Below are 19,913 nucleotides of genomic sequence, written 5' to 3'. Positions count from 1 at the left end.
GAGTAAACATCAACCGAACGGGAGTAAACAACAGCGAACGAGAGTATATTCACTTTTTCCAAATGTTTATATGCATTTTCTTCAACGCTTCATGCAAATTAAGAATAGATCAATTGCTGAATGGAGAAATGGAATATGCATACAATATGGAAAGGCAGCATAAGCTTCGGGCTTGTCAATATCCCGATTAAACTGCATGCAGCAACAGAAGATAAAGATGTGAAACTCCGCAACCTTCATAAGGAATGCAATTCGCCGATTAAATATGAAAAGGTTTGTCCGGTCTGTGATGTGGAAATAAAAAATGATGACATCGTAAAGGCCTACGAATACACAAAAGGAAAGTTTGTTGTTCTTGATGACGAAGATTTGGAAAATTGGAAAAGGGAAAATGAAGACAAAGCGGTGGAAATCATTGACTTTGTGAAAATGGAGCAAATCGATCCGATTTATTATGTCAGAAGCTATTATATGTCACCTGGTGATGGCGGGGGAAAAGCGTATTCATTACTGCGCAAGGCGCTTGAAGAGTCGGAAAAAGTCGGTATCGCCAAAATCATCATCAGGTCAAAGGAGCAGCTTGCCGTTATACGGGTTTTTGAAAACACCCTTTTAATGGAAACGATCCATTATCCGGATGAAGTAAGACCTGCAGCCGACGTTCCAAATGTGCCGGCAGAAAATAAAGTAACGAAGAAAGAAATTGATACGGCCATTTTATTAATTGACCAGCTGACAACGGATTTTCAACCTGAAAAATATACGGATGACTACCGGACGGCATTACTTGAACTGATTGAAGCGAAACGTACAGGAAAAGAAGTGGTGACGCCGGCAGAAAAAGAACCTGTTTCAAATGTAACAGATCTTATGGCTGCATTGCAGGCTTCCATTGACAGGACAAAACCGAAAAAGACGGTAACAAGGAAAAAACGCGCTGCCACAAGAACAAAGAAAGAAGCGTAATGCGGATTTCGCTTGATTTTTTTCAATAATCTTGACTTGAAGTAAATATTTGGGCAGGAGAAACGGAGAGACCACATATCATTATCGTAGGCCGGTAATGTTTTTTGTGGTCTCTCTTTCTTTTTTTGGATTCAGCACTGCAAGGAGGTAGCTGCATGAAATTCTCAAATGCAAACCGAAAAAATATAGTCGAATCTCTAAAAGATGGAGAATTCGATTTGCTTGTGATTGGCGGAGGAATCACCGGAGCAGGGATCGCGCTTGATGCGACGATGAGAGGGATGACTGCAGCATTGGTAGAAATGCAGGATTTTGGCGCCGGAACATCAAGCAGGTCGACAAAACTTATCCATGGAGGCCTTCGCTATTTGAAACAATTTGAAGTAAAATTGGTCGCGGAAGTTGGAAAAGAACGGGCAATTGTATATGAAAACGGGCCTCATGTGACAACCCCGGAATGGATGCTGCTTCCACTTCATAAAGGAGGAACGTTTGGCAAATTCAGCACTTCGATCGGCCTCAGACTTTATGACTTTTTAGCAGGGGTTAAGAAAAGCGAACGTAGAAAAATACTAAATGCTAATGAAACATTGGAGATAGAACCTCTTATTAAAAAAGAAGGGCTAAAAGGCAGCGGGTATTATGTCGAATATCGCACAGATGATGCGAGATTAACGATCGAAGTGATGAAAAAGGCTGTTGAAAAAGGAGCTGCTGCTTTGAATTATTCCAAGGTGGAAAAGTTCCTTTACGAAAATGGCAAAGTAAGAGGGGCAGTGGTCATTGATCAATTGTCAGGTGAACACTATGAAATCCGCGCAAGAAAAGTTGTCAATGCAACTGGCCCATGGGTCGACGAAGTCAGGGAAAAAGATGGTTCAACGACAGGAAAAACGGTGAAACATACAAAAGGTGTTCATATCGTGATCAACCAATCGAAATTTCCACTAAAACAGGCCGTTTATTTTGATACGCCGGACGGAAGAATGATATTTGCAATTCCCCGTGACGGTAAGGCATATGTAGGTACGACAGATACTTTTTACGATGCCGATCTTGCATCTCCGAAAATTACGTCTGCAGACAGGCAGTACCTTATTAACGCGATTCATTATATGTTTCCGGAAACGAACATCTCGGTAGAAGATATCGAATCGAGCTGGGCAGGAGTGCGTCCTTTAATCCATGAGGAAGGAAAAGATCCATCTGAAATTTCCCGTAGAGATGAAATTTGGGAATCGGAATCTGGATTAGTTACGATCGCCGGAGGGAAACTGACCGGCTACCGGAAAATGGCTAAAATCGTTGTTGACTTAGCTTCCGAGAAACTTCAAAAAGAGAGCGGTTTTTCATATAAAGAATGTCAAACGAAAAACTTGCCGATTTCGGGAGGTGATGTCGGCGGATCAAGCTCATTCAGCAAGTATGTTAATGAACAAATAGCCAATGGAACCAATAATGGACTCACAGATGAAGAAGCAAAATTTCTGATCTCGATGTACGGGTCAAATGTACCGATTTTATTTGACATCGCCGGAAAGCAAAAGACGTTTGCCGATCAATATGAATTGCCTCTACCATTATTTGCACAATTGCAATATGCACTCGAACATGAAATGGCAGCGACCCCGGTGGACTTTTTTTACAGAAGAACAGGAATGCTGTTGTTTCATATTGCCGGTGTCCGGAAATGGAAAGATAAAGCAGTAAATTATTTGGCAGACTATTTTGAATGGGACGAACAAACAAAAATGGATAGAATGGAAGAACTAGAAAAAGAAATGAAAAAAGCGTCCGTACCGGACTGCTGAATGGAAAAATTTCAGGCACTGGCCGCAATCGCGGTAAAAATGAAAATATCGCGGTAATATCAAAATAATCGCGGTTAAAATGAAAGAATCGCAATAAAAACAGAAAAATCGCAGTTAAATCAAAATAATAGCGATAAAAACAAAAAAATCGCAATAAAAACAGATAAATCGCAATATTATCAAAAAACACTGTAAACTTTTTGCAGAAAAAGGGAATAAGAATTTGATCCTTTGGCTATACTTATAAACGTTATTATTGAAATCAGGAGGAATACAAGCAAATGGCAACTGGCAAAGTAAAATGGTTTAATTCCGAAAAAGGTTTTGGATTTATTGAAGTTGATGGCGGTGATGACGTTTTTGTACACTATTCAGCCATTCAAGGTGAAGGATTCAAAACTTTGGAAGAAGGACAGAATGTTACCTTTGATATTGAACAGGGACAACGCGGACCACAAGCCGTCAATGTCCAGAAATCATAAAGGAAAAAATGAAAGAGTCCAATGGGGCTCTTTTATTTACTCAAAAAAAGTAATTTGTTTAAATCCTTTGTAAGTCCGCCGCATAGTACAGCCTGTTCTCTTTTTTTTACTCAAAAAAGTATTTTGTTTAAATCCTTTTGTGTACCAATCATCATCCCAATGAGGCTCTGTTTTTGGTCAAAAGAGTAAAGTTCATGTATACTATAATTGTACTGCACTTTTACTTTGGACTACATTTTCATAAAAAATGGCTCTAATGAATGCAATCGAAGCATATAATGGATGTGTTTTAGTCCACAAAAGGAGGGCTTTTTTATGGCGTTCGGAAGAAGAACTGAAGAAGAGATCGTCACTGAAGAAACAAAGATATGGGAATGCACATCGGATGAGTGCAAAGGTTGGATGAGAGACAATTTTAAGAGCAGTGAAAAGCCTTTATGCCCCCTTTGCAAAAGTGAAATGAAAGAGACGACTAAATTGCTGCAAGTTGTTCATAACTACAGCAAAAATCAAGTGTAACGAATTCAGGCCTTTACTAATAAAAGTGAAGGCTTTTTTATTTGCAAAAAAGCTTGCAAGCAAAAAACGTTATATGTATAAGTAAATAGGGGATGATATAGAATATTATGGGTCAAGTCCTAATTATTGTGTAAATTCCCCTTTGATAGACAACATGGACCTGATGACTTGACGTATGGTAGGCAAGTCCGGCAAGTCTCCCTGCCAGTCGCCTTCCCGGACAAACGATCATGTTGTCAAGGAACAGGCGTGTCAAGGAGCTTTCGCGGCATATCCTCGCTTCGCTCCGGTATTCCACGTTCTCCTTGACACAGCGAAGGGGTTACCCTACTCTTTTCATCTCCGAAACTTCCTGATTCACCGATCGAGCTTCTTGCTCTTTCGTTTTCCGCCACTGCCAATATTCGGACATATCTAAGTATTTACGTCCCGACATCCATTTTTCATCGATTTCGATCAACACGGCACCAACGAGGCGATACACCGATTCCCGGTTCGGAAAGATGCGGATGACCCGTTCTCTGCGACGAATTTCTTCGTTCAGCCGTTCCACTCCGTTGGTCGTACGCAGACGCCGCCGATAACGGTCCGGATAGTCCAATACAGCCGTGGCGTCTTCGAATCCCTCTTCAAGGATTTGCATGGCTTTTGGGGCTTTTTCTTCCCATTTGGCCAGCACTTGTTCCAATAACAGCCGGGCCGTTTGCTTGTTTGGGGCATGAAGAATCCCGCGAATCTCCTCCAGCAAGGCATCCTGCATATACTTTGGTGCGGCATCGAGGATATTGCGAATAAAATGTGTCTGGCATCGCTGCCATGTAGCACCTTGGAAATGCTTTTCAATCGCTTGCACCAGCCCGCCGTGCTGATCCGAGATGATCAAGTCCACTCCCCGGAGTCCTCGATCTTTCAGCCATCCGAAGAACTCGCTCCAGCTGGACTCCGATTCACTGTTTCCGATTTGCAGGCCAAGAATTTCCCGGTATCCTTCCTCATTCACTCCTGTGGCGATCAAAACGGCTCTGGAACGTACCCGTCCATCTTCCCGGACTTTCGTATAAATAGCATCTACTAGCACAAACGGATACACATGTTCATGCAGGGAACGGTAATTCCAGTCTTGGATAATCGGATCCAGCCCCTTGCACAGCGAGGAAACCGTGGATTTGGAAAACGAGGTGCCGCACAACTCCTCTGTGATTTGGGTGATTTTTCGGGTAGACACCCCGTTTACCACCATTTCCATGAGTGCCAGTACCAGTGCTTGTTCGCTCCGTTGATACCGTTGGAACAGTTCCGTAGAGAACTCTCCCTCTCTTGTGCGTGGAACGCGCAAGGTCAACCGTCCCACCCGGGTTGTCAGCTGGCGTGGATACGAACCGTTGCGATATCCTTTTCGTTCTTCCGTTCGTTCATAACGGCGAGCCCCCAGCTGTTCTTCTACTTGTGCCTCGAGGATTTGATTGAGGACTTGTTCCAGTAGCTTAGCTAATCCTTCATCTCTGGTGAATAACCCGTGCAGAAGTTCATCATTTAGGGTAATATGATATTGAGCCATGGTTGCATTCCTCCTTATGTTTGGTGTTTGTTTGTCCACTGTTTATTCTACCAAAGGGGAAGCAACATGGCTCTTTTTCTATTTCCCTTTTTACACAATTATATGGACTTAACTATATTATGTCCTGCCGGTTCCGGTTCAAGGGAGGGTTTTCATTGAAATTCTGGAAGAGACTAAAGTTTGTTTTAAATGTGCGCCGGTCATTTCCATTTTTAATAGATTTTTTTCTTTCAAACGAAGTGGCAATATCAAAAAAGATGATTTCCGTGTTATTAGTAGCGGGCTATTTTATCTTTCCGTTTGATCTAATCCCAGACTTTTTTTCATTTTTTGGCGTTATTGATGACATCACAGTGTTAACATTCATTTTGCAGCAAATCGTGAAAATGGCGCCAGAATCGCTCAAAGAAAAATACAAATTAAAAAATAAGCCTTAAGAGAGGGGGTCAGACCCCGCTCACATGTTCTTTGCAATAGGCCTCGACCATTTTTATTTCATCTTCTTCAAGCTCAAAATCCAAGTATTTCTCTGTTGTATTTTCGATGATATGATAGTGGGAAATTCGTGAAATTCCTTCCTCAATGACAAACAATACTTTAAGCTTTAATCCGTTTTCTGTATATAACTCATCATCCTCAGGCACTTCAATGTTTAAGAAAAACTCATAACGCTCTCCCGATAAAATTCCAAAGGGATCTTCCAGCTTTTCAACCGTATGTCCCGTAATGTTCATAAAGCACATCCTTTCTTTACAAGCTAATCGCATTTTATTTCATTATTCTCCTTTTTGTTAGCTTTTTCAGTATAGAAATAAATCGTTTATCCGTCAAATTATTAAAAAAGTTGATAGTCTTAAAATTTATGATATATATTTTAGTGGTTGAATGTTTTATGAGGAGAAGAACAATGATGGATAATTATTATACTGAAATAGAAAAATTAAAATCTGAAATCAATTTATATAAACGTCTCATATCACACATTCCATTTTCTTTCATTTATCATGATCCTCATCTTGGTGTTAAAGTGCATAAATATGAGGGAGGCAGCTTTTCAGTCGACGAACTAGTGGAAATGGACGAGAAGAGCCCCCGGTTTCAAATGATTTCAGACATTGATAGTTATCTTGATAAAATTGAACACTTTTTGACAAAAATATTGGATTTAGTTCCCCACCACATTGTGTTTATTGATAAAGATGGAATTATTACTCTTTGCAACATGCAAGCCGCAAAGGATTACAATATAAACAGAGATGAAATCATCGGGAAGCACATTCGCGAATTGCTTCAAATACCTGACGAAAAAATTGTCTTGCTTGAAACTGTTAAAACCGGAAAAGAAGTTTTTGATAAGGAAGTTCTGGATCGCAATTACGGAATTATGAATACTAGAATTATTTACAACATAGATGGAACGATAAAAAGGGTGATAGGCACTTTTCAATTTTTGAATAAAATAAAAGAAGCGGAAAAACAAGCACTTGCAGGAAGAATTGCTGCTGGCATTGCCCATGAAATACGAAATCCGCTCACGACAGTCAGAGGGTATTTACAATTGCTTCAAAACCGGGTTGACCCGGAAATTTCCGAACTGTTTCAGTCCCTTCTAATTCCGGAATTGGATCGCGCTAACAAGATTATTTCAGATTTCTTGCGGATTGCCAAACCTTCTGATACGAAAGAGGAACGATTTCAAGTAAAAGAGTTTTTTCTCGATTATGCCGGTAAATTTATTAATAGTGAAGCGTTTCTTTATAACGTAAAAATCGATTATGATATCAGTCCCGAATCAGGTGAATGTTATATCGAAGGAGACCGCGATGAACTCCTTCAAGTGTTCATGAATTTATTCACTAATTCCTTAAATGCAAAAGGAGAGAAACCTCTTGCTATTGAAATCCGGACAGAACGGATCAATAATGAAGTGAAAATTACTTTTCGTGATAATGGCACAGGTATTCCTGATTCCATACTTAATCATATTTTTGATCCCTTTTTCACTACAAAAGAAGAAGGAACGGGGCTTGGCTTGTCGGTTTCACGGAAAATAATTGAAAATCATAAAGGAACGATCGAAGTTTCAAGCAGTGAAGAGGGAACGGTATTTACGGTATTGCTTCCTATTGTACAATCGGATGAGAGGGCAGACAGAGATTGACTCTAGAGTTTTTCTCTCTTTGAATGCTAATCTTAGGAATTTTATGAGCTTTTATTTCGGATTATGAGCCCTTATTTTGACAAATGAGCCGTCGTTTCGATATATGAGCCCTTATTTTGACAAATGAGCCGTCGTTTCGATATATAAGCCTTCATTTTGACAAATGAGCCGTCATTACTATATATGATCCTTCATTTTGATATATGAGCCGTCGATTACATTTATGCTCTTCATTCCAATTTAGAAAACAAGAAAAACCGGGCTGCCCCGGTTTTTCAATGGTTTACCCTTCTTTTAACTCTGAAATGTCCACGACTGTTCTCTCTTCTAAAGGACCGCGCAAATGGACGGTCGCCGTTCGGCCGTCTTCATTAAGCTGATCGATCCATACTGATGCTCCATTATACGTTACTTCAATATCAGCAGGAGATGACAAAATTTGCTTTACTCGTTTGACATCCATTCGTTTTCACTCCCTCAATAAAGTCACTATATTTTTTGAAATGTCCAGTGGTTTTATGCCTTTACTTATTCATTATCTGTTTTTTTATCAATAAAGATGCTCCCGTCACTTTGCAATTCTGCAAAAAACAAATCTTCATATTTATGGATCCCCTGTAACAGCAATTGTTGATTCAACCAATCTTCACTTAAATTCAATTCCTGAAGATTTTTCTTAACAACTTTGCCGTCAACGATCAGCTCAGTCGGCAAATACTGCCGGGGGCTGGTTGTAATTTGCGCATCTTTCTTTGTGACAGGTTCAAGTTCGACTTTCTTCAGCACACTCAATTGTCCGTTCGGTTCAAGGATTGCGTAATCAACATCGCTGACGGAAAATATGTTTTTTGTCCTAAGCAGCATGCTTAAGTCATCCATGTTTAGTCTGTTGGATGCCATTGCCTTTTCAAGAATCTTTCCGTTTTTTATCACAATCGTAGGGTCTCCATCAAGCAGCACTCTTGCCCGGGAAGATTTTAAACTAATGAACTCAAGTGTAAAGGTCAATATGGCCCACAGGATCAAACCTGTGACTCCGTCAATTAATTTAATATCCCGGTGAACAACCATATCTCCGGCAATATTCCCTAAAGCAATTCCGGTGATATATGTAAAAAATGTCATTTGATTTAATTGTTTTTTTCCGAGGACACGTGTTAACAAAAATAAGACAAAGAAACCGAGCAGTGTTCTAATAGAAGTAGTGATTATTGTTTCCATTTTCATCCTCTGTTTTATGTATGATATACATAATGTTTGCGAATACCCTTCAGGTTAAACAACTTGGCTTAAAAAATTTACTTTGACAGATGAAAAATCGGATATTAATATTATATGTATATTCAAAAATTCAAATATAGAAAAATGAGGAGAAGGGGTATTTGTGAGACAATTCTCATTGGGAAGATTTCAGGATTATAGTTTTCAGAATTTTCGGAAGGATTTTCTTTCAGGTGTCATTGTCGGTATTATTGCTATTCCGCTTGGTATGGCCTTTGCTATTGCGTCAGGAGTAAAACCTGAATATGGCATTTATACGACAATCATTGCGGGGATTTTGATTTCACTTCTCGGCGGTTCCAAGTATCAAATAGGAGGTCCTACCGGAGCCTTTATTCCTATTCTGTTAGGAATAGTCATGACGTACGGTTATGAAAATTTGTTGATTGCTGGATTTTTAGCCGGTGTTATGTTATTTCTAATGGGGGTACTTAGACTAGGCTCATTAATAAAGTTCATTCCACGCCCTGTGACAATAGGTTTTACGTCGGGGATCGCAGTGATTATTTTTACAGGCCAGCTTGCTAACTTTTTTGGACTTACAGGAATCGAAAAGCATGAGGATTTCTTGTCCAATATGAAAGAGATTTTCGAGAATTTGAATACTATGAACTTTTATAGCGTGATCACAGCAATTGTTTCACTTACTCTCATTTTACTTACACCTAAATTATTTCCTAAAGTTCCCGGACCATTAATTGGATTAATCGTGTCAAGTATAGTTGCTTCAATGTTCTTTGCAGGAAAAGTAGCGACAATCGGTTCTACTTTCGGTGAAATTCCAAGCGGTTTACCTGAATTTCAAATACCTGAAATAACAACTGAAAAAATTATACAATTGCTTCGTCCGGCTTTTGTTATCGCCATGCTTGGCGGAATAGAGTCTTTGCTATCCGCTGTTGTTGCTGATGGAATGACGGGAAGTAAACATAACAGCAATCGAGAGCTGATCGGGCAAGGGATCGCCAATATGGTAACGCCTTTATTCGGCGGAATTCCAGCGACAGGAGCAATTGCAAGAACGGCAACGAACATTAAAAATGGTGCGACATCACCAATGTCCGGTGTCATTCATGGTCTGGTTGTTCTCGCAGTGTTATTGCTTTTCGCTCCATATGCTTCCAACATTCCACTTGCAAGTATGGCCCCCATTCTAATGGTTGTGGCGTGGAATATGAGTGAACGAAATGAGTTCGTCCACATTCTTAGAACAAAGACAAGTGATTCTTTGATTTTGGTTATTACATTTTTGCTCACTGTATTTGCAAATCTTACGATCGCTGTTGAGGTGGGATTGATTTTAGCTGTCATCCTGTTTGTCAAACGAATGAGTGAAATTCTTACGGTTGCTAAGGTGCTTCCGGATCCATTAGATTCAAGTAAGAAATTAAGCCCGCATGTGGTAAACAAGGGGAATGACTGTCCCCAAATCAGTATCTTTACAGTGGAAGGTCCTCTTTTCTTTGGAGCGGCACAAATGTTTGAATCGTACATTATGGATACGATTAACCACCGTCCCAAAGTATTGATTTTACGAATGGGAAAAGTACCCTATATGGATACAACAGGAGAAGCAAATTTTGCTAGCATTATCCGGCATTTTCAAAAAAGGGGGGGCATCATCCTTATTTCAGGCATCCAAAGCCAACCGAAAGAAGTCCTGAAAAAAACAAGACTGTATGAGGAGATTGGGGAAGAACATTTCTTTGACCATACAGGAGAAGCAATTGATTTTGCATTAGCTAATTTGGATTATAATAAGTGCATCGGTTGTAAACATTTCGCATTCCAAGAATGTACAGCGCTTTCAAATCCTGAATGGGAATCTGAAAAGAGAAGAGGCATAGCATTTACGGGTTTGGCTCACAAATCCTAATAGGGAGGACATAATGGATCTAGATTTACAACAATTTAAGGCTGATTTTTTCAAAGCTCTTGCCCATCCGTTAAGGATAAAAATTTTGGAACTGTTAGCGGAAGGCGAGAAAAATGTCAATGAGCTGCAAACGCTTATTGGCACGGAAGGATCAGCTGTGTCACAGCAACTAAGTGTATTACGTTCAAAAAACATCGTAAATGGAACGAAAGATGGCAATCGAGTATTGTACTCGCTTCGTGACCCAATGATTATTGACTTATTGAATATTGCCAGACAAATTTTTAACAACCATCTCATCGATACGATATCGATGTTGGATAAAATCAATGATGATAAGAGTAAGGAATTAGAAGCGGGAGAATAGTACCGCGCTGGGGCTGTTTTTCCCGGCAACCCTCGATTTTTGACCGTCAAAGTGGCGGTCTTTTTTGTTTTAAAACAGTTAATGGTTGAAAAATCATGAAAAGTGGTTGATATATTCCAAAAGTGGTCAATATGTTTGAAGACTGGCCGTTATACCATGAAACGCAATTTTGTATATAGTAGTGTTCATTTCATATATTTCAAAAAAAGAGTATATTATTAAATGTAAGCAGATGAAGAAAGTGGCGAGGATTGTGACCTACATTGAAAAAGGGACAAAAGAATACAGAAAGGCAAGTCTTTCATTATTTTTAGGGGGATTTGTTACATTTGCAATTCTATATACAACGCAGCCATTAATGCCGATTTTTGCCAAAGAATTTCATGTCTCGGCATCAAGAGCCAGCATAAGTTTATCTGTATCTACCGGAGTGTTGGCCATTGTCATGTTAATAGTGGCTGGGTTATCAGATGCAATTGGCAAAAAACGAATAATGAGTTTATCTTTGTTTTTCACTTCGATTCTTGGATTGTTAACTTCACTTAGTCCTAATTTTATGACCCTTCTTATCTTTAGGTCACTATTAGGAATTTTTATCGCAGGAGTTCCGGCAATTGCTATGGCCTATGTGGCGGAAGAATTTAATCCGAAAGGAATCGGCCAGATCATGGGACTTTATATTAGCGGAACAAGTTTCGGAGGCATGGCAGGAAGAATAATCACTGGTGTACTGACAGATTTATTTTCATGGAGAATCGCTTTAATGACAATTGGAGGAATATCGCTGATATTAAGTCTAGTGTTTTGGCTCACTTTGCCTGCTTCCCGCCATTTTGTGAAAAAGACGTTAGACTGGGAAACTGCATGGGCGGCTTATAAAGCGCACCTCAGCAATAAAAGAATAATAGCCTTGATCATGCTTTCATTTTTGTTAATGGGAAGTTTTGTAACATTATATAATTATATAGGTTTCCTACTCCATGACCCGCCATATCGATTAAGCGAAACAATGATTGGATTTATTTTTATTGTTTATTTATGTGGTACATTTAGCTCTATTTATATGGGGAAAAAAGCAGACAAATATGGGCGTTCTATCATATTAAAAATTTCAATAACAATCATGGTTGGAGGGGCAATCCTTACACTAGTTCCTTCGTTAATCGGAATAATAATAGGAATTTCTATTTTTACATTCGGTTTCTTTGCCAGCCACTCGATTGCGTGTGCTTGGGTTGGAGACTGCGCCGTAAATAATAAAGCACAAGCTTCATCTCTTTATCTTCTATTTTATTATCTTGGGTCAAGCCTTGTCGGATCATTTGTCGGTCATTTCTGGACACAATTTCATTGGATTGGTGTAATTTCTTTAATCTCTGTTCTGTTAGTATGCGGATATCCACTTGTTTTATTTGCTCAAAAAGGGGAACAAATATCAACACAGTATAATATAAAAATAAAAAAAGGGTTATAATGTTTCTGCCATTATACCCCTTTTGAAATCTACCAATCCCATTTGCTCTTTACGATACTTAATTTCTCGGCAGGCATAATAAAAAGAGTTGATTTTTTTCCTGTTAAAGCCTCTTCTGAACATTTCGAGTTTGCCGGATAATCTGTTTCTTTCACTTTTTTTAATGTTGTTTCTTCAAGAAAGTTGGAAGCAATCGATTGCTCAAAACAGATTGGAGCAATGTATGTTTTTGTTCGATGATCCAATATCATTCTCGTATCGTCTGGCGGCATTTGTTTAAAAGGTACGAGGAAAAAAACACCGAGTATGATGGTCAGAATGAGAAGACTAAAACTTAATCGCTTCAACATCTTTACTTTCGTTGACAACACTTTTCCCCCTTACTGCTACATCCCATTGACCGCAATTTTAGCTGGTTATGTAAAAGTTATCATCTCAATTATTATGACAAAATATTTAAAAAATCAAGAAAGGTTAATAGTTTATGTTAGCTTGAATCGTTCGTTGATTACTCCTTTTGGAAAAATAATGAAAGCAACAACTTGGATTTTGTTTTCTGTATATTCAGTTATTTTGCTGATGAATTTGCTGATTTTTCACGTCGTAGAACGGCTTAGAAGTGGCAAGGGAGATAAGTTTCGAGTTGTATTTATGAATAACAAAGTAAAAGCTGCTCTTCAGTCATGGTTAAAGGAGCGAAAAGAAAAAGGAATCGAGCATGATTTTCTCTTTGTTAGTAATCGTAATCAACCTTTAAACCGCACAACGATCAATAAATTGTTTAAAGAGTATTCGGAACCTATCGGTAAAGACATTACTCCGCATGATTTACGGCATTTTTTTTGTTCCCATGCGATTAGCAGAGGATTGAGTGTTCATGAAGTAGCGAATCAGGCGGGGCATTCCAATATTCACACGGCGCTCTTATATACAAATCCGACAAAAGATGAACTTATTCAAAAAATGAATCAATTGTAGGAGGAAAATGTATTTAGATCCATAAACTCGATTTTATAAGCTAGTTAAAGAATATGAAAGAACGTAGGCAATTGCTAATAATCAAATTTATTACATCGGATCCCAGCTTGTTAATTTTGTGGCCAATCTAGAACCATGCCGTTTGATGGGGATTTTTTTTGGAAGAATTTTGAAATCGGATGGAGTATAAACAATATCCAGGAGGTGAGTCCATGATCAAAATTTTCGACAAATTACGTTGTCCTGTATGTTCCAAAGTCGTTAGTCTCTAAGAGAAGGTGATTTTAAACAACATAAATACCATCACTCATCAAGAATGCTACTATTAAACAACCGCATATCAACTTCTCATCAAAGATAAAGGTTCCTTCAAGAAAATTCTCCTGAAATATCCGTTTTTACAGTGAATTATCAAAAGGCTCTGTTATTGTTTGTTGTTGATTTTTTTGTTCAACTAACGGGCAGGTTAGTTAAATAAGGTAAACTCCATTAGCCACTCCATGTAATGAGCGGTTCTTCTGCCACCAAACTTACACTTGTCTTTTCATCATTTATTGCTTATTTATTATATCTGCTAGTATGACGACTCTATAAAAAAAGGCCATAGGATTTGATTATGTAGGAGAAAGATACTTTAGTAGCACAGAACGCTATATTTGAATTTAGAGGATATGATTATATCTTTACTTTGATTCATTTAGAAGGCCAACCAGAGTATGATCTATTGATTCTTGATATAAGAGAAGCTGAGTAAAAAAATTTTTGTAATATTCTTAATATTCTTATATAATACATTATATTGAAGAAAATGGGGAGGTAAAAATGAAAAAGTTTCTATTTTTATGCGCTTTTTTAATGTTATCATTAGTCATCACCCAGACTTCACTGAAAGTACATGCAGAAGAAGATATCATTAGAAAGAACCTAATAACCATTACAAATGACGTTGAAGTTAAAAGAGGAGCAACAATTAATTACCCAACTGTTTTTACATTGAAGAAAGATACCCGAGTTTATGTAAGAGATACTTTCGTTGGAAGTGATGGACGCAAGTGGGTATCTGTTGTTACACATGGTTATAAGTCAGGTTGGGCTCTATTAGAAAAATTTAAAGTGCCTTCACCGGAAGCAGGAAGAAAAGCTTTTATTACAGACCAGGTTGAAATCAGGAGAGGGGCACACCGGGGTTATGAACCAGTTGCAACTCTACAAAAAGGGATGATCGTCACTCAAGTAGATACATTCATGACCTTTTCAGGTCAGCTATGGCATAAAGTGGATACAGGTAGAAAACAAGGCTGGTTAGAAAGCCAATATTTCTATAATTATGTGAACTATCATGGAGAAGGAACTATTAGTGGAAAAAATGGTGTAGTTAGAAGAGGAGCATCAACAGATTATAGTGTTAAAGCTACTTTATCCCAAGGAACAAAAGTAAATACGTTTGCAAAATTCCTGAATAGCCGTGGTGAAATCTGGTACCATGTTCAAACTCCACAAGGGATATATGGCTGGATTAAATCAAGTGAAATTTCGGTTAGACTATATTAAAGGAAATGAGCTTAATCAAAAGTAAAGATTACTTTATACTAAGCTTTTTCTTTCTGAGTTTGTGGTTACTTTTTGTTCTTTTACATGTTACAAGTTCACCGGCTTTCATATCTTTTTTTACCCGATAAGGTCTATTTTTCTTGCGAATTGTGGTATTTATGAATGACAAAGTAAAAGCTGCTCTTCAGTCATTGTTAAAGGAGCGAAAAGTAAAAGGAATTAGCATGATTTTCTCTTTGTTAGTAATCGTAATCAACCTTTAAACCGTACAACGATCAATAAACTGTTTAAAGAGTATTCGGAACCTATCGGTAAAGACATTACCCCGTACGATTTACGGCATTTCTTTTGTTCTCATGCGATTAGCAGAGGATTGAGCGTTCATGAAGTTGCGAATCAGGCGGGGCATTCCAATATACACACTACGTTCTTATATACAAATCCGACAAAAGATGAACTTATTCAAATGAATCAATAGTAGGAGGAAAATGTATGAATTTCATAAACTCCATTTTATAAGCTAGTCAGAGAATGTGAAAGAACGTTGATGAATTAATACATATATAATAAGAAAAAACACGTCAAAAAATGTGCATTTGCCAACGAGCAGATGCTTTTTTTGTTTAAAATAATAATATTATGAAAACTAAACTTATAGGAGAGTGGATCGTGAAACGAATCTTTTTTTGAGTAAATGAAGTTCAACTGAGCATAATAAATGAGGAAATAAGTATCAACTATACGAATTCAGGTGATGAATGTTGATGTTTTGGAAAAATCGTACAACTGGAAACGGTCAAAAGAATAAAAAAGCTGTAACGACAGAAGCCTTAAAAAACTTGCTAGCCAACATGAATGATGCAGAAATCATTGAACGGCAAACCGCGAAAGGCCAGAAGGCGACAATTGCATATATTAAAACGCTAATTGACCAAGAGCGCTTAAATGAAACGGTGATTGAACCGTTAATACGCGGGTATAATGAGACGGTTATTGATTGTATTGCAGCCTCCAAAATATTGCAAATTTCCACTTTAGAGGAAGCACAAAAACAACTGATGTTGGGGTACATTCTTATAAAAGATTCTTTACATAATCAATGGTGGGCTGTTCTTCTCGGAAATCCATTGAGCCGCGCCATCGAAACATCTGAACAAGAAACTATTTTATACGGAGCAAAAGACAGCTTCAGTGAACAATTAGAGCAGAATATCACATTAATTCGCAGGCGTCTTCCTTTAACTGAACTGAAAGCGGAGAAATTTACAGTTGGTTCTTTAAGTGAAACAACGGTTGTACTTATGTACATCGAAGGATTGACTAATCCTGAATATATATCCATCGCAAAAAAGAAAATCTCCGAAATTAATTATGATGTTTTTTTTGATTCTTCCCAAGTTGCCGCATTTATGGAAGATCATCAACATAGTGTATTTCCGCAGTTTCAACAAACCGATCGCCCGGATGTATGTGCTTACTCGCTGGGTCTCGGTTTAATTACTATTTTGGTAGGCAATACGCCATTTGCGTTAGTTGCTCCAATCACATTTTTTTCTCTTTTTAAATCTCCTGAGGATTATATCAATCGCTGGCTCATTGCAAGTTTTTTGCGTTTCATTCGGTATGTCAGCTTTTTTCTTTCTGTGGTGTTGATCCCGTTCTATGTTGCGGCAACGACACATCATTATCAGGTATTGCCGCTGCAAGTTCTTTCTGTTTTAGTGGAATCGAGAAGTAAATTGCCTTTTAGTCCATTTTGGGAAGCGTTTTTTATGTTAATTACGATCGAAATTATTAAAGAAGCAAGTCTTAGAATGCCATCTAAATCAAGTCAAACATTGGGAATGATTGGTGGCATCGTGATAGGACAAGCTGCGGTTGAAGCCGGTTTTGCCAGCAAATTGTTAATTGTGCTGATGGGTATATCGGCCATTGTTTCGTTTTTGGTACCAAACTATTTAATGACGAAAGCAAACACGTTAATTCAATTTGCTTTTCTTCTACTTTCATCTTTGTTTGGGGTTCCCGGCATCGCTCTTGGGATGATTGTCATTCTTGCACATCTGAATGGGCTGACTTCATTGAAACAACCTTATTTTGCACCGGTAGCCCCATTTTACTGGAAGGATTGGATCGATCTTTTCATTCGCGGTCCATTAACTTGGATGAAAAGCCGGCCTGAGCATTTACATCCCTTGCAAAAATGGCGATACGGCCGAAGGAGATGACGGCATGAAAACAATTTCATTATTTGATCATACGTCAACCTATGATGGCATTAATGTAATGTTCATGGTGAACCGCATGCAAATGCTTTACTTTTTTATCATCATGCCATTGTATTTGGCGGATTCGTCTATGATTTGGGGTATTCTTGCTGTAGGGTTTTTATCTCAGATCATTCTCATTATGTTATCTAAATGGTTGGCTTCAAATTTTTTTGCAATGGGTTATGAAGGTTTTGTACAGCTCTTTGGAGAGCGAATGGTTCGTTTTTTTGCCTTTGTTGGACTTTTTTTCATTTTAATCAAATTAACCGTTATCACACTCGGGTATGCGGAAATGGTTCACCAAATCATATACCCTTCGATGAATCCAACTTGGATGATTGTTTTTATTTTTCTCGTTAGTTGTTATGTAGCCGTTCAAGGAATGGGGAATACGATCCGTTTTTTCGTCATCGCTTTTTTATGTTCGTTTTGGATGATTTTTCTATATATTCCTTTTTTCTTTCCGCCAATCGCATCTCTTTATGATTTATATCCTTTAATTCCGACTGAGTGGTCGATGGTTTCTTGGAAAGGGCTGTTGCTGTTTTTATCATCTTTGTCAGGACCGGAGTATTTGATATGTTTGGCTCCTTGGTTAAAACCGCACCAAAAGATGTTGAAATATTTGGCGGCAGCGAATGCGTTTTCTGTTTTCGAATACTTGATTGCGTTTATAGCATCCTTGCTTTTTTTTGGTCCCAAATACTTGAGTAAAAGTAATTTTCCTGCGATCAACATGATTCGGTATTTGCAATTTCCCTTCATTGAACGAATTGATATCTTTTTTCTTTCTGTATATATGCTTCATTTTGTCGTTGTGATTTCCATTCTTGTTTTATTTTTTTATGGAGCCGCCCGAATTGTTTTGCGAAGATTGCATGAACAAACGACTCGAATCGGTTTTATGGCGAGCTTTATAACGGTTTTTGCCTGCATCATCCTTGCAAATGAATGGTTATGGAAAACAGAAGAAAAACGAAGCATCTTGCTTGACCTTCAAATATGGATAGGGTCATTAACGTATTTGTTGGTTCCGGCATTTCTTCTAATTGCCGGCAAAGTAAAGGGGCGTGTCTAAATATGGGACAAATGAAACAGATTCTGTTAATAACTTTAGTGACCAGTATGATGATAACGGCAGGATGTTCCCCATTTTTGGAAAATAATATGATCGAAGAAATCGCCCCTATCACTTTTTGGTACACGAAAGAGGGGGAAGAGGGACAGTTTAAAATGACTACGTTAATGCCGCCGTTGTTGAAAGAAAAAAAGAACCCGGTCACCATTCAAGCCAACCTTGTGAGACAAGGGGCGAAGAAATTTAATTATAAATATTTTCGAGAATTAAAAGCCGGACAAATTCGACTGTTGTTCATTGATGAAGACTTTGCGAAAAAAGGAATTATGCAATTGATTAATTTGCTTTCGATAGATCCTGATATTTCCCAGCGCCTTTATGTCGTTATCGTCAAAGGAGATTTTGAAGAATATATAACAAATCAAGTGAGCAGAAATGAAAACATTGATTATTTTCTTTATCTTATGTTTAAACACTATGAGAAAAAAAGACAAGGTGAAATGACGGTTATTAACATACACCAATTTATGGAAAATTTATATTCTCCATTTTCCGATCCGATTCTGCCGGTCTTTAAGGTTGACAAAGATAATTTCAAATATGAGGGAACAGCAATCTTCAATCATGACAAACTAATAGCAACGGTTAAAAACGTTGAAGAGAATATCGTCCAACTCATTGACAATGCTCACTACCTTAAATTTCTTCCAATTGAGCCATTATCTGTCGTCTTAGATGGAATTCGTTCAAATGTTCATATGGATTTGAATCGAAATTTTTCGTCATTAACAATCAAAGTCGAAATGAGCGGCAGAATCATGGAGTACTTGGGGAATAAAAATATATTCAATGAAGATGAATTAGCAGAACTCAAAAAAGACATTGAAATGTACCTGGAAAAACAAACTTTTGAATTTATAAAGAAACTGCAAAAATGGGGAGTGGATCCGTTTCAAATCGGTAAGCACTCAAAGACACCGTTTGCAAAACCGCTCAGTGAAAAACAATGGTTAAAGTACTGGGAACAAATGGATATCAACGTTGATTATTCAATATATATTCAACCTTTGTTGGAAGAGGAAAAAAATAAGTGAATTTTGAAAAAACAAAAGCAGATCCTATGCACAGATCTGCTTTTTTTGTTGTGCGCCCGGCATGGTTGTAATCTATAGGGTGCAAGTCCCGAGTTGCGAAGGCAGAAGTAGCAGTTAGCTTGACGCAAGGGTGTCCGTGGTGACGCGGAATCTGAAGGAAGCGGGCGGCAAACTTCCGGTCTGAGGAACACGAACTTCATATGAGGCTAGGTATCATTGGGTGAGTTTGCATGTCAAAACAAAGCCCTTTCTGCCAAAGGTGATACAGAGTAAATGAAGCAGATAGATGGAAGGAAAGATTACACTCTTACCCGGGGAGATCTGACTGGCACGCCAAGTAATCTTGGTAACCTATCTAGCGATAGATAGCTGAGCAGTCAGAAGTCAGCAGAGGTCATAGTACTCTTTCGAGCTCGAGACGAAAGAGGAAGAACCGAACAATTAAGG

At 38.2% G+C, this 19,913-nt stretch carries 19 protein-coding genes and 1 pseudogene; 15 read left to right on the top strand and 5 right to left on the bottom strand.

Features of this window, described 5'->3' with window-relative positions; all coding sequences use genetic code 11:
• The first annotated feature begins 135 nt into the window (after positions 1–135).
• The 4 genes from C0966_RS07615 to C0966_RS07600 all read left to right on the top strand — a co-directional run bounded on the left by C0966_RS07615 (position 136) and on the right by C0966_RS07600 (position 3,778).
• On the top strand, positions 136–966 hold the full coding sequence (locus C0966_RS07615; RefSeq protein WP_274854673.1) for a Ku protein: 831 nt from the start codon (positions 136–138) through the stop codon (positions 964–966).
• 155 nt (positions 967–1,121) lie between these two features.
• Positions 1,122–2,777, top strand: a complete 1,656-nt coding sequence (locus C0966_RS07610; RefSeq protein ID WP_274854672.1) for a glycerol-3-phosphate dehydrogenase/oxidase — start codon at positions 1,122–1,124, stop codon at positions 2,775–2,777.
• 281 nt (positions 2,778–3,058) lie between these two features.
• On the top strand, positions 3,059–3,259 hold the full coding sequence (locus tag C0966_RS07605) for a cold-shock protein (RefSeq protein ID WP_274854671.1): 201 nt from the start codon (positions 3,059–3,061) through the stop codon (positions 3,257–3,259).
• A gap of 315 nt (positions 3,260–3,574) precedes the next feature.
• Positions 3,575–3,778, top strand: coding sequence for a cold-inducible protein YdjO-related protein (locus C0966_RS07600; protein WP_274854670.1), 204 nt, complete (start codon positions 3,575–3,577; stop codon positions 3,776–3,778).
• A 322-nt stretch (positions 3,779–4,100) separates the two neighbouring features.
• Here C0966_RS07600 and C0966_RS07595 read toward each other — a convergent pair whose 3' ends face one another.
• Positions 4,101–5,336 carry an IS256 family transposase gene (locus tag C0966_RS07595; protein ID WP_087960461.1) on the bottom strand — a complete coding sequence of 412 codons (1,236 nt, stop codon included), beginning with the start codon at positions 5,334–5,336 and terminating at the stop codon, positions 4,101–4,103.
• 155 nt (positions 5,337–5,491) lie between these two features.
• Between C0966_RS07595 and C0966_RS07590 the strand changes: the two genes are divergently transcribed.
• Positions 5,492–5,773, top strand: coding sequence for a YkvA family protein (locus C0966_RS07590; RefSeq protein WP_274854669.1), 282 nt, complete (start codon positions 5,492–5,494; stop codon positions 5,771–5,773).
• Between the two features lie 9 nt (positions 5,774–5,782).
• On the opposite strand, the gene C0966_RS07585 is transcribed toward C0966_RS07590, so the two are convergent.
• Complete coding sequence (locus C0966_RS07585) at positions 5,783–6,070, bottom strand: DUF6509 family protein (protein WP_274854668.1); 288 nt, start codon at positions 6,068–6,070, stop codon at positions 5,783–5,785.
• Positions 6,071–6,246: 176 nt separating this feature from the next.
• Here C0966_RS07585 and C0966_RS07580 point away from each other — a divergent pair, with 176 nt between their 5' ends.
• Positions 6,247–7,497 (top strand): two-component system sensor histidine kinase NtrB, encoded by a 1,251-nt coding sequence (locus tag C0966_RS07580; protein WP_274854667.1) that lies wholly within the window; start codon positions 6,247–6,249, stop codon positions 7,495–7,497.
• Positions 7,498–7,780: 283 nt separating this feature from the next.
• Here C0966_RS07580 and C0966_RS07575 read toward each other — a convergent pair whose 3' ends face one another.
• A complete protein-coding gene (locus C0966_RS07575) occupies positions 7,781–7,960 on the bottom strand; it encodes an H-type small acid-soluble spore protein (RefSeq protein WP_274854666.1) in 180 nt (59 codons plus the stop codon).
• 65 nt (positions 7,961–8,025) lie between these two features.
• Positions 8,026–8,718, bottom strand: coding sequence for a YetF domain-containing protein (locus C0966_RS07570; RefSeq protein WP_274854665.1), 693 nt, complete (start codon positions 8,716–8,718; stop codon positions 8,026–8,028).
• A 163-nt stretch (positions 8,719–8,881) separates the two neighbouring features.
• On the opposite strand from C0966_RS07570, the gene C0966_RS07565 reads away from it, so the two are divergent.
• From C0966_RS07565 to C0966_RS07555, 3 genes are all read left to right on the top strand, one after another.
• On the top strand, positions 8,882–10,654 hold the full coding sequence (locus tag C0966_RS07565) for a SulP family inorganic anion transporter (RefSeq protein ID WP_274854664.1): 1,773 nt from the start codon (positions 8,882–8,884) through the stop codon (positions 10,652–10,654).
• A gap of 13 nt (positions 10,655–10,667) precedes the next feature.
• Positions 10,668–11,021, top strand: coding sequence for an ArsR/SmtB family transcription factor (locus tag C0966_RS07560; RefSeq protein ID WP_274854663.1), 354 nt, complete (start codon positions 10,668–10,670; stop codon positions 11,019–11,021).
• Between the two features lie 253 nt (positions 11,022–11,274).
• Entirely contained in the window at positions 11,275–12,495 is a 1,221-nt protein-coding gene (locus C0966_RS07555) for an MFS transporter (RefSeq protein WP_274855731.1), read from the top strand.
• A 29-nt stretch (positions 12,496–12,524) separates the two neighbouring features.
• Here C0966_RS07555 and C0966_RS07550 read toward each other — a convergent pair whose 3' ends face one another.
• Complete coding sequence (locus C0966_RS07550) at positions 12,525–12,863, bottom strand: hypothetical protein (RefSeq protein ID WP_274854662.1); 339 nt, start codon at positions 12,861–12,863, stop codon at positions 12,525–12,527.
• Positions 12,864–13,023: 160 nt separating this feature from the next.
• On the opposite strand from C0966_RS07550, the gene C0966_RS07545 reads away from it, so the two are divergent.
• The 6 genes and pseudogenes from C0966_RS07545 to C0966_RS07520 all read left to right on the top strand — a co-directional run bounded on the left by C0966_RS07545 (position 13,024) and on the right by C0966_RS07520 (position 19,466).
• Positions 13,024–13,473: a tyrosine-type recombinase/integrase gene (locus tag C0966_RS07545; protein ID WP_274854661.1), complete on the top strand. Its 450-nt coding sequence runs from the start codon at positions 13,024–13,026 to the stop codon at positions 13,471–13,473.
• Between the two features lie 822 nt (positions 13,474–14,295).
• Positions 14,296–15,024 (top strand): SH3 domain-containing protein, encoded by a 729-nt coding sequence (locus C0966_RS07540; protein ID WP_274854659.1) that lies wholly within the window; start codon positions 14,296–14,298, stop codon positions 15,022–15,024.
• Between the two features lie 152 nt (positions 15,025–15,176).
• Positions 15,177–15,502 (top strand): annotated as a pseudogene (locus tag C0966_RS18660) (tyrosine-type recombinase/integrase); the annotation flags it as partial.
• A gap of 286 nt (positions 15,503–15,788) precedes the next feature.
• The gene (locus C0966_RS07530; protein WP_274854658.1) at positions 15,789–17,252 is read left to right on the top strand and encodes a spore germination protein; all 1,464 of its coding nucleotides are present in this window, start codon (positions 15,789–15,791) and stop codon (positions 17,250–17,252) included.
• A 4-nt stretch (positions 17,253–17,256) separates the two neighbouring features.
• Positions 17,257–18,372, top strand: coding sequence for a GerAB/ArcD/ProY family transporter (locus tag C0966_RS07525; RefSeq protein WP_274854657.1), 1,116 nt, complete (start codon positions 17,257–17,259; stop codon positions 18,370–18,372).
• Between the two features lie 2 nt (positions 18,373–18,374).
• Positions 18,375–19,466: a Ger(x)C family spore germination protein gene (locus C0966_RS07520; RefSeq protein WP_274854656.1), complete on the top strand. Its 1,092-nt coding sequence runs from the start codon at positions 18,375–18,377 to the stop codon at positions 19,464–19,466.
• The last annotated feature ends 447 nt before the right edge of the window (positions 19,467–19,913 follow it).

It is taken from the genome of Bacillus methanolicus (genome assembly GCF_028888695.1).
GTDB classification, from domain to species: Bacteria; Bacillota; Bacilli; order Bacillales; family Cytobacillaceae; genus Bacillus_Z; species Bacillus_Z methanolicus_B.
This window is presented reverse-complemented; position numbering and strand designations above follow the sequence as displayed.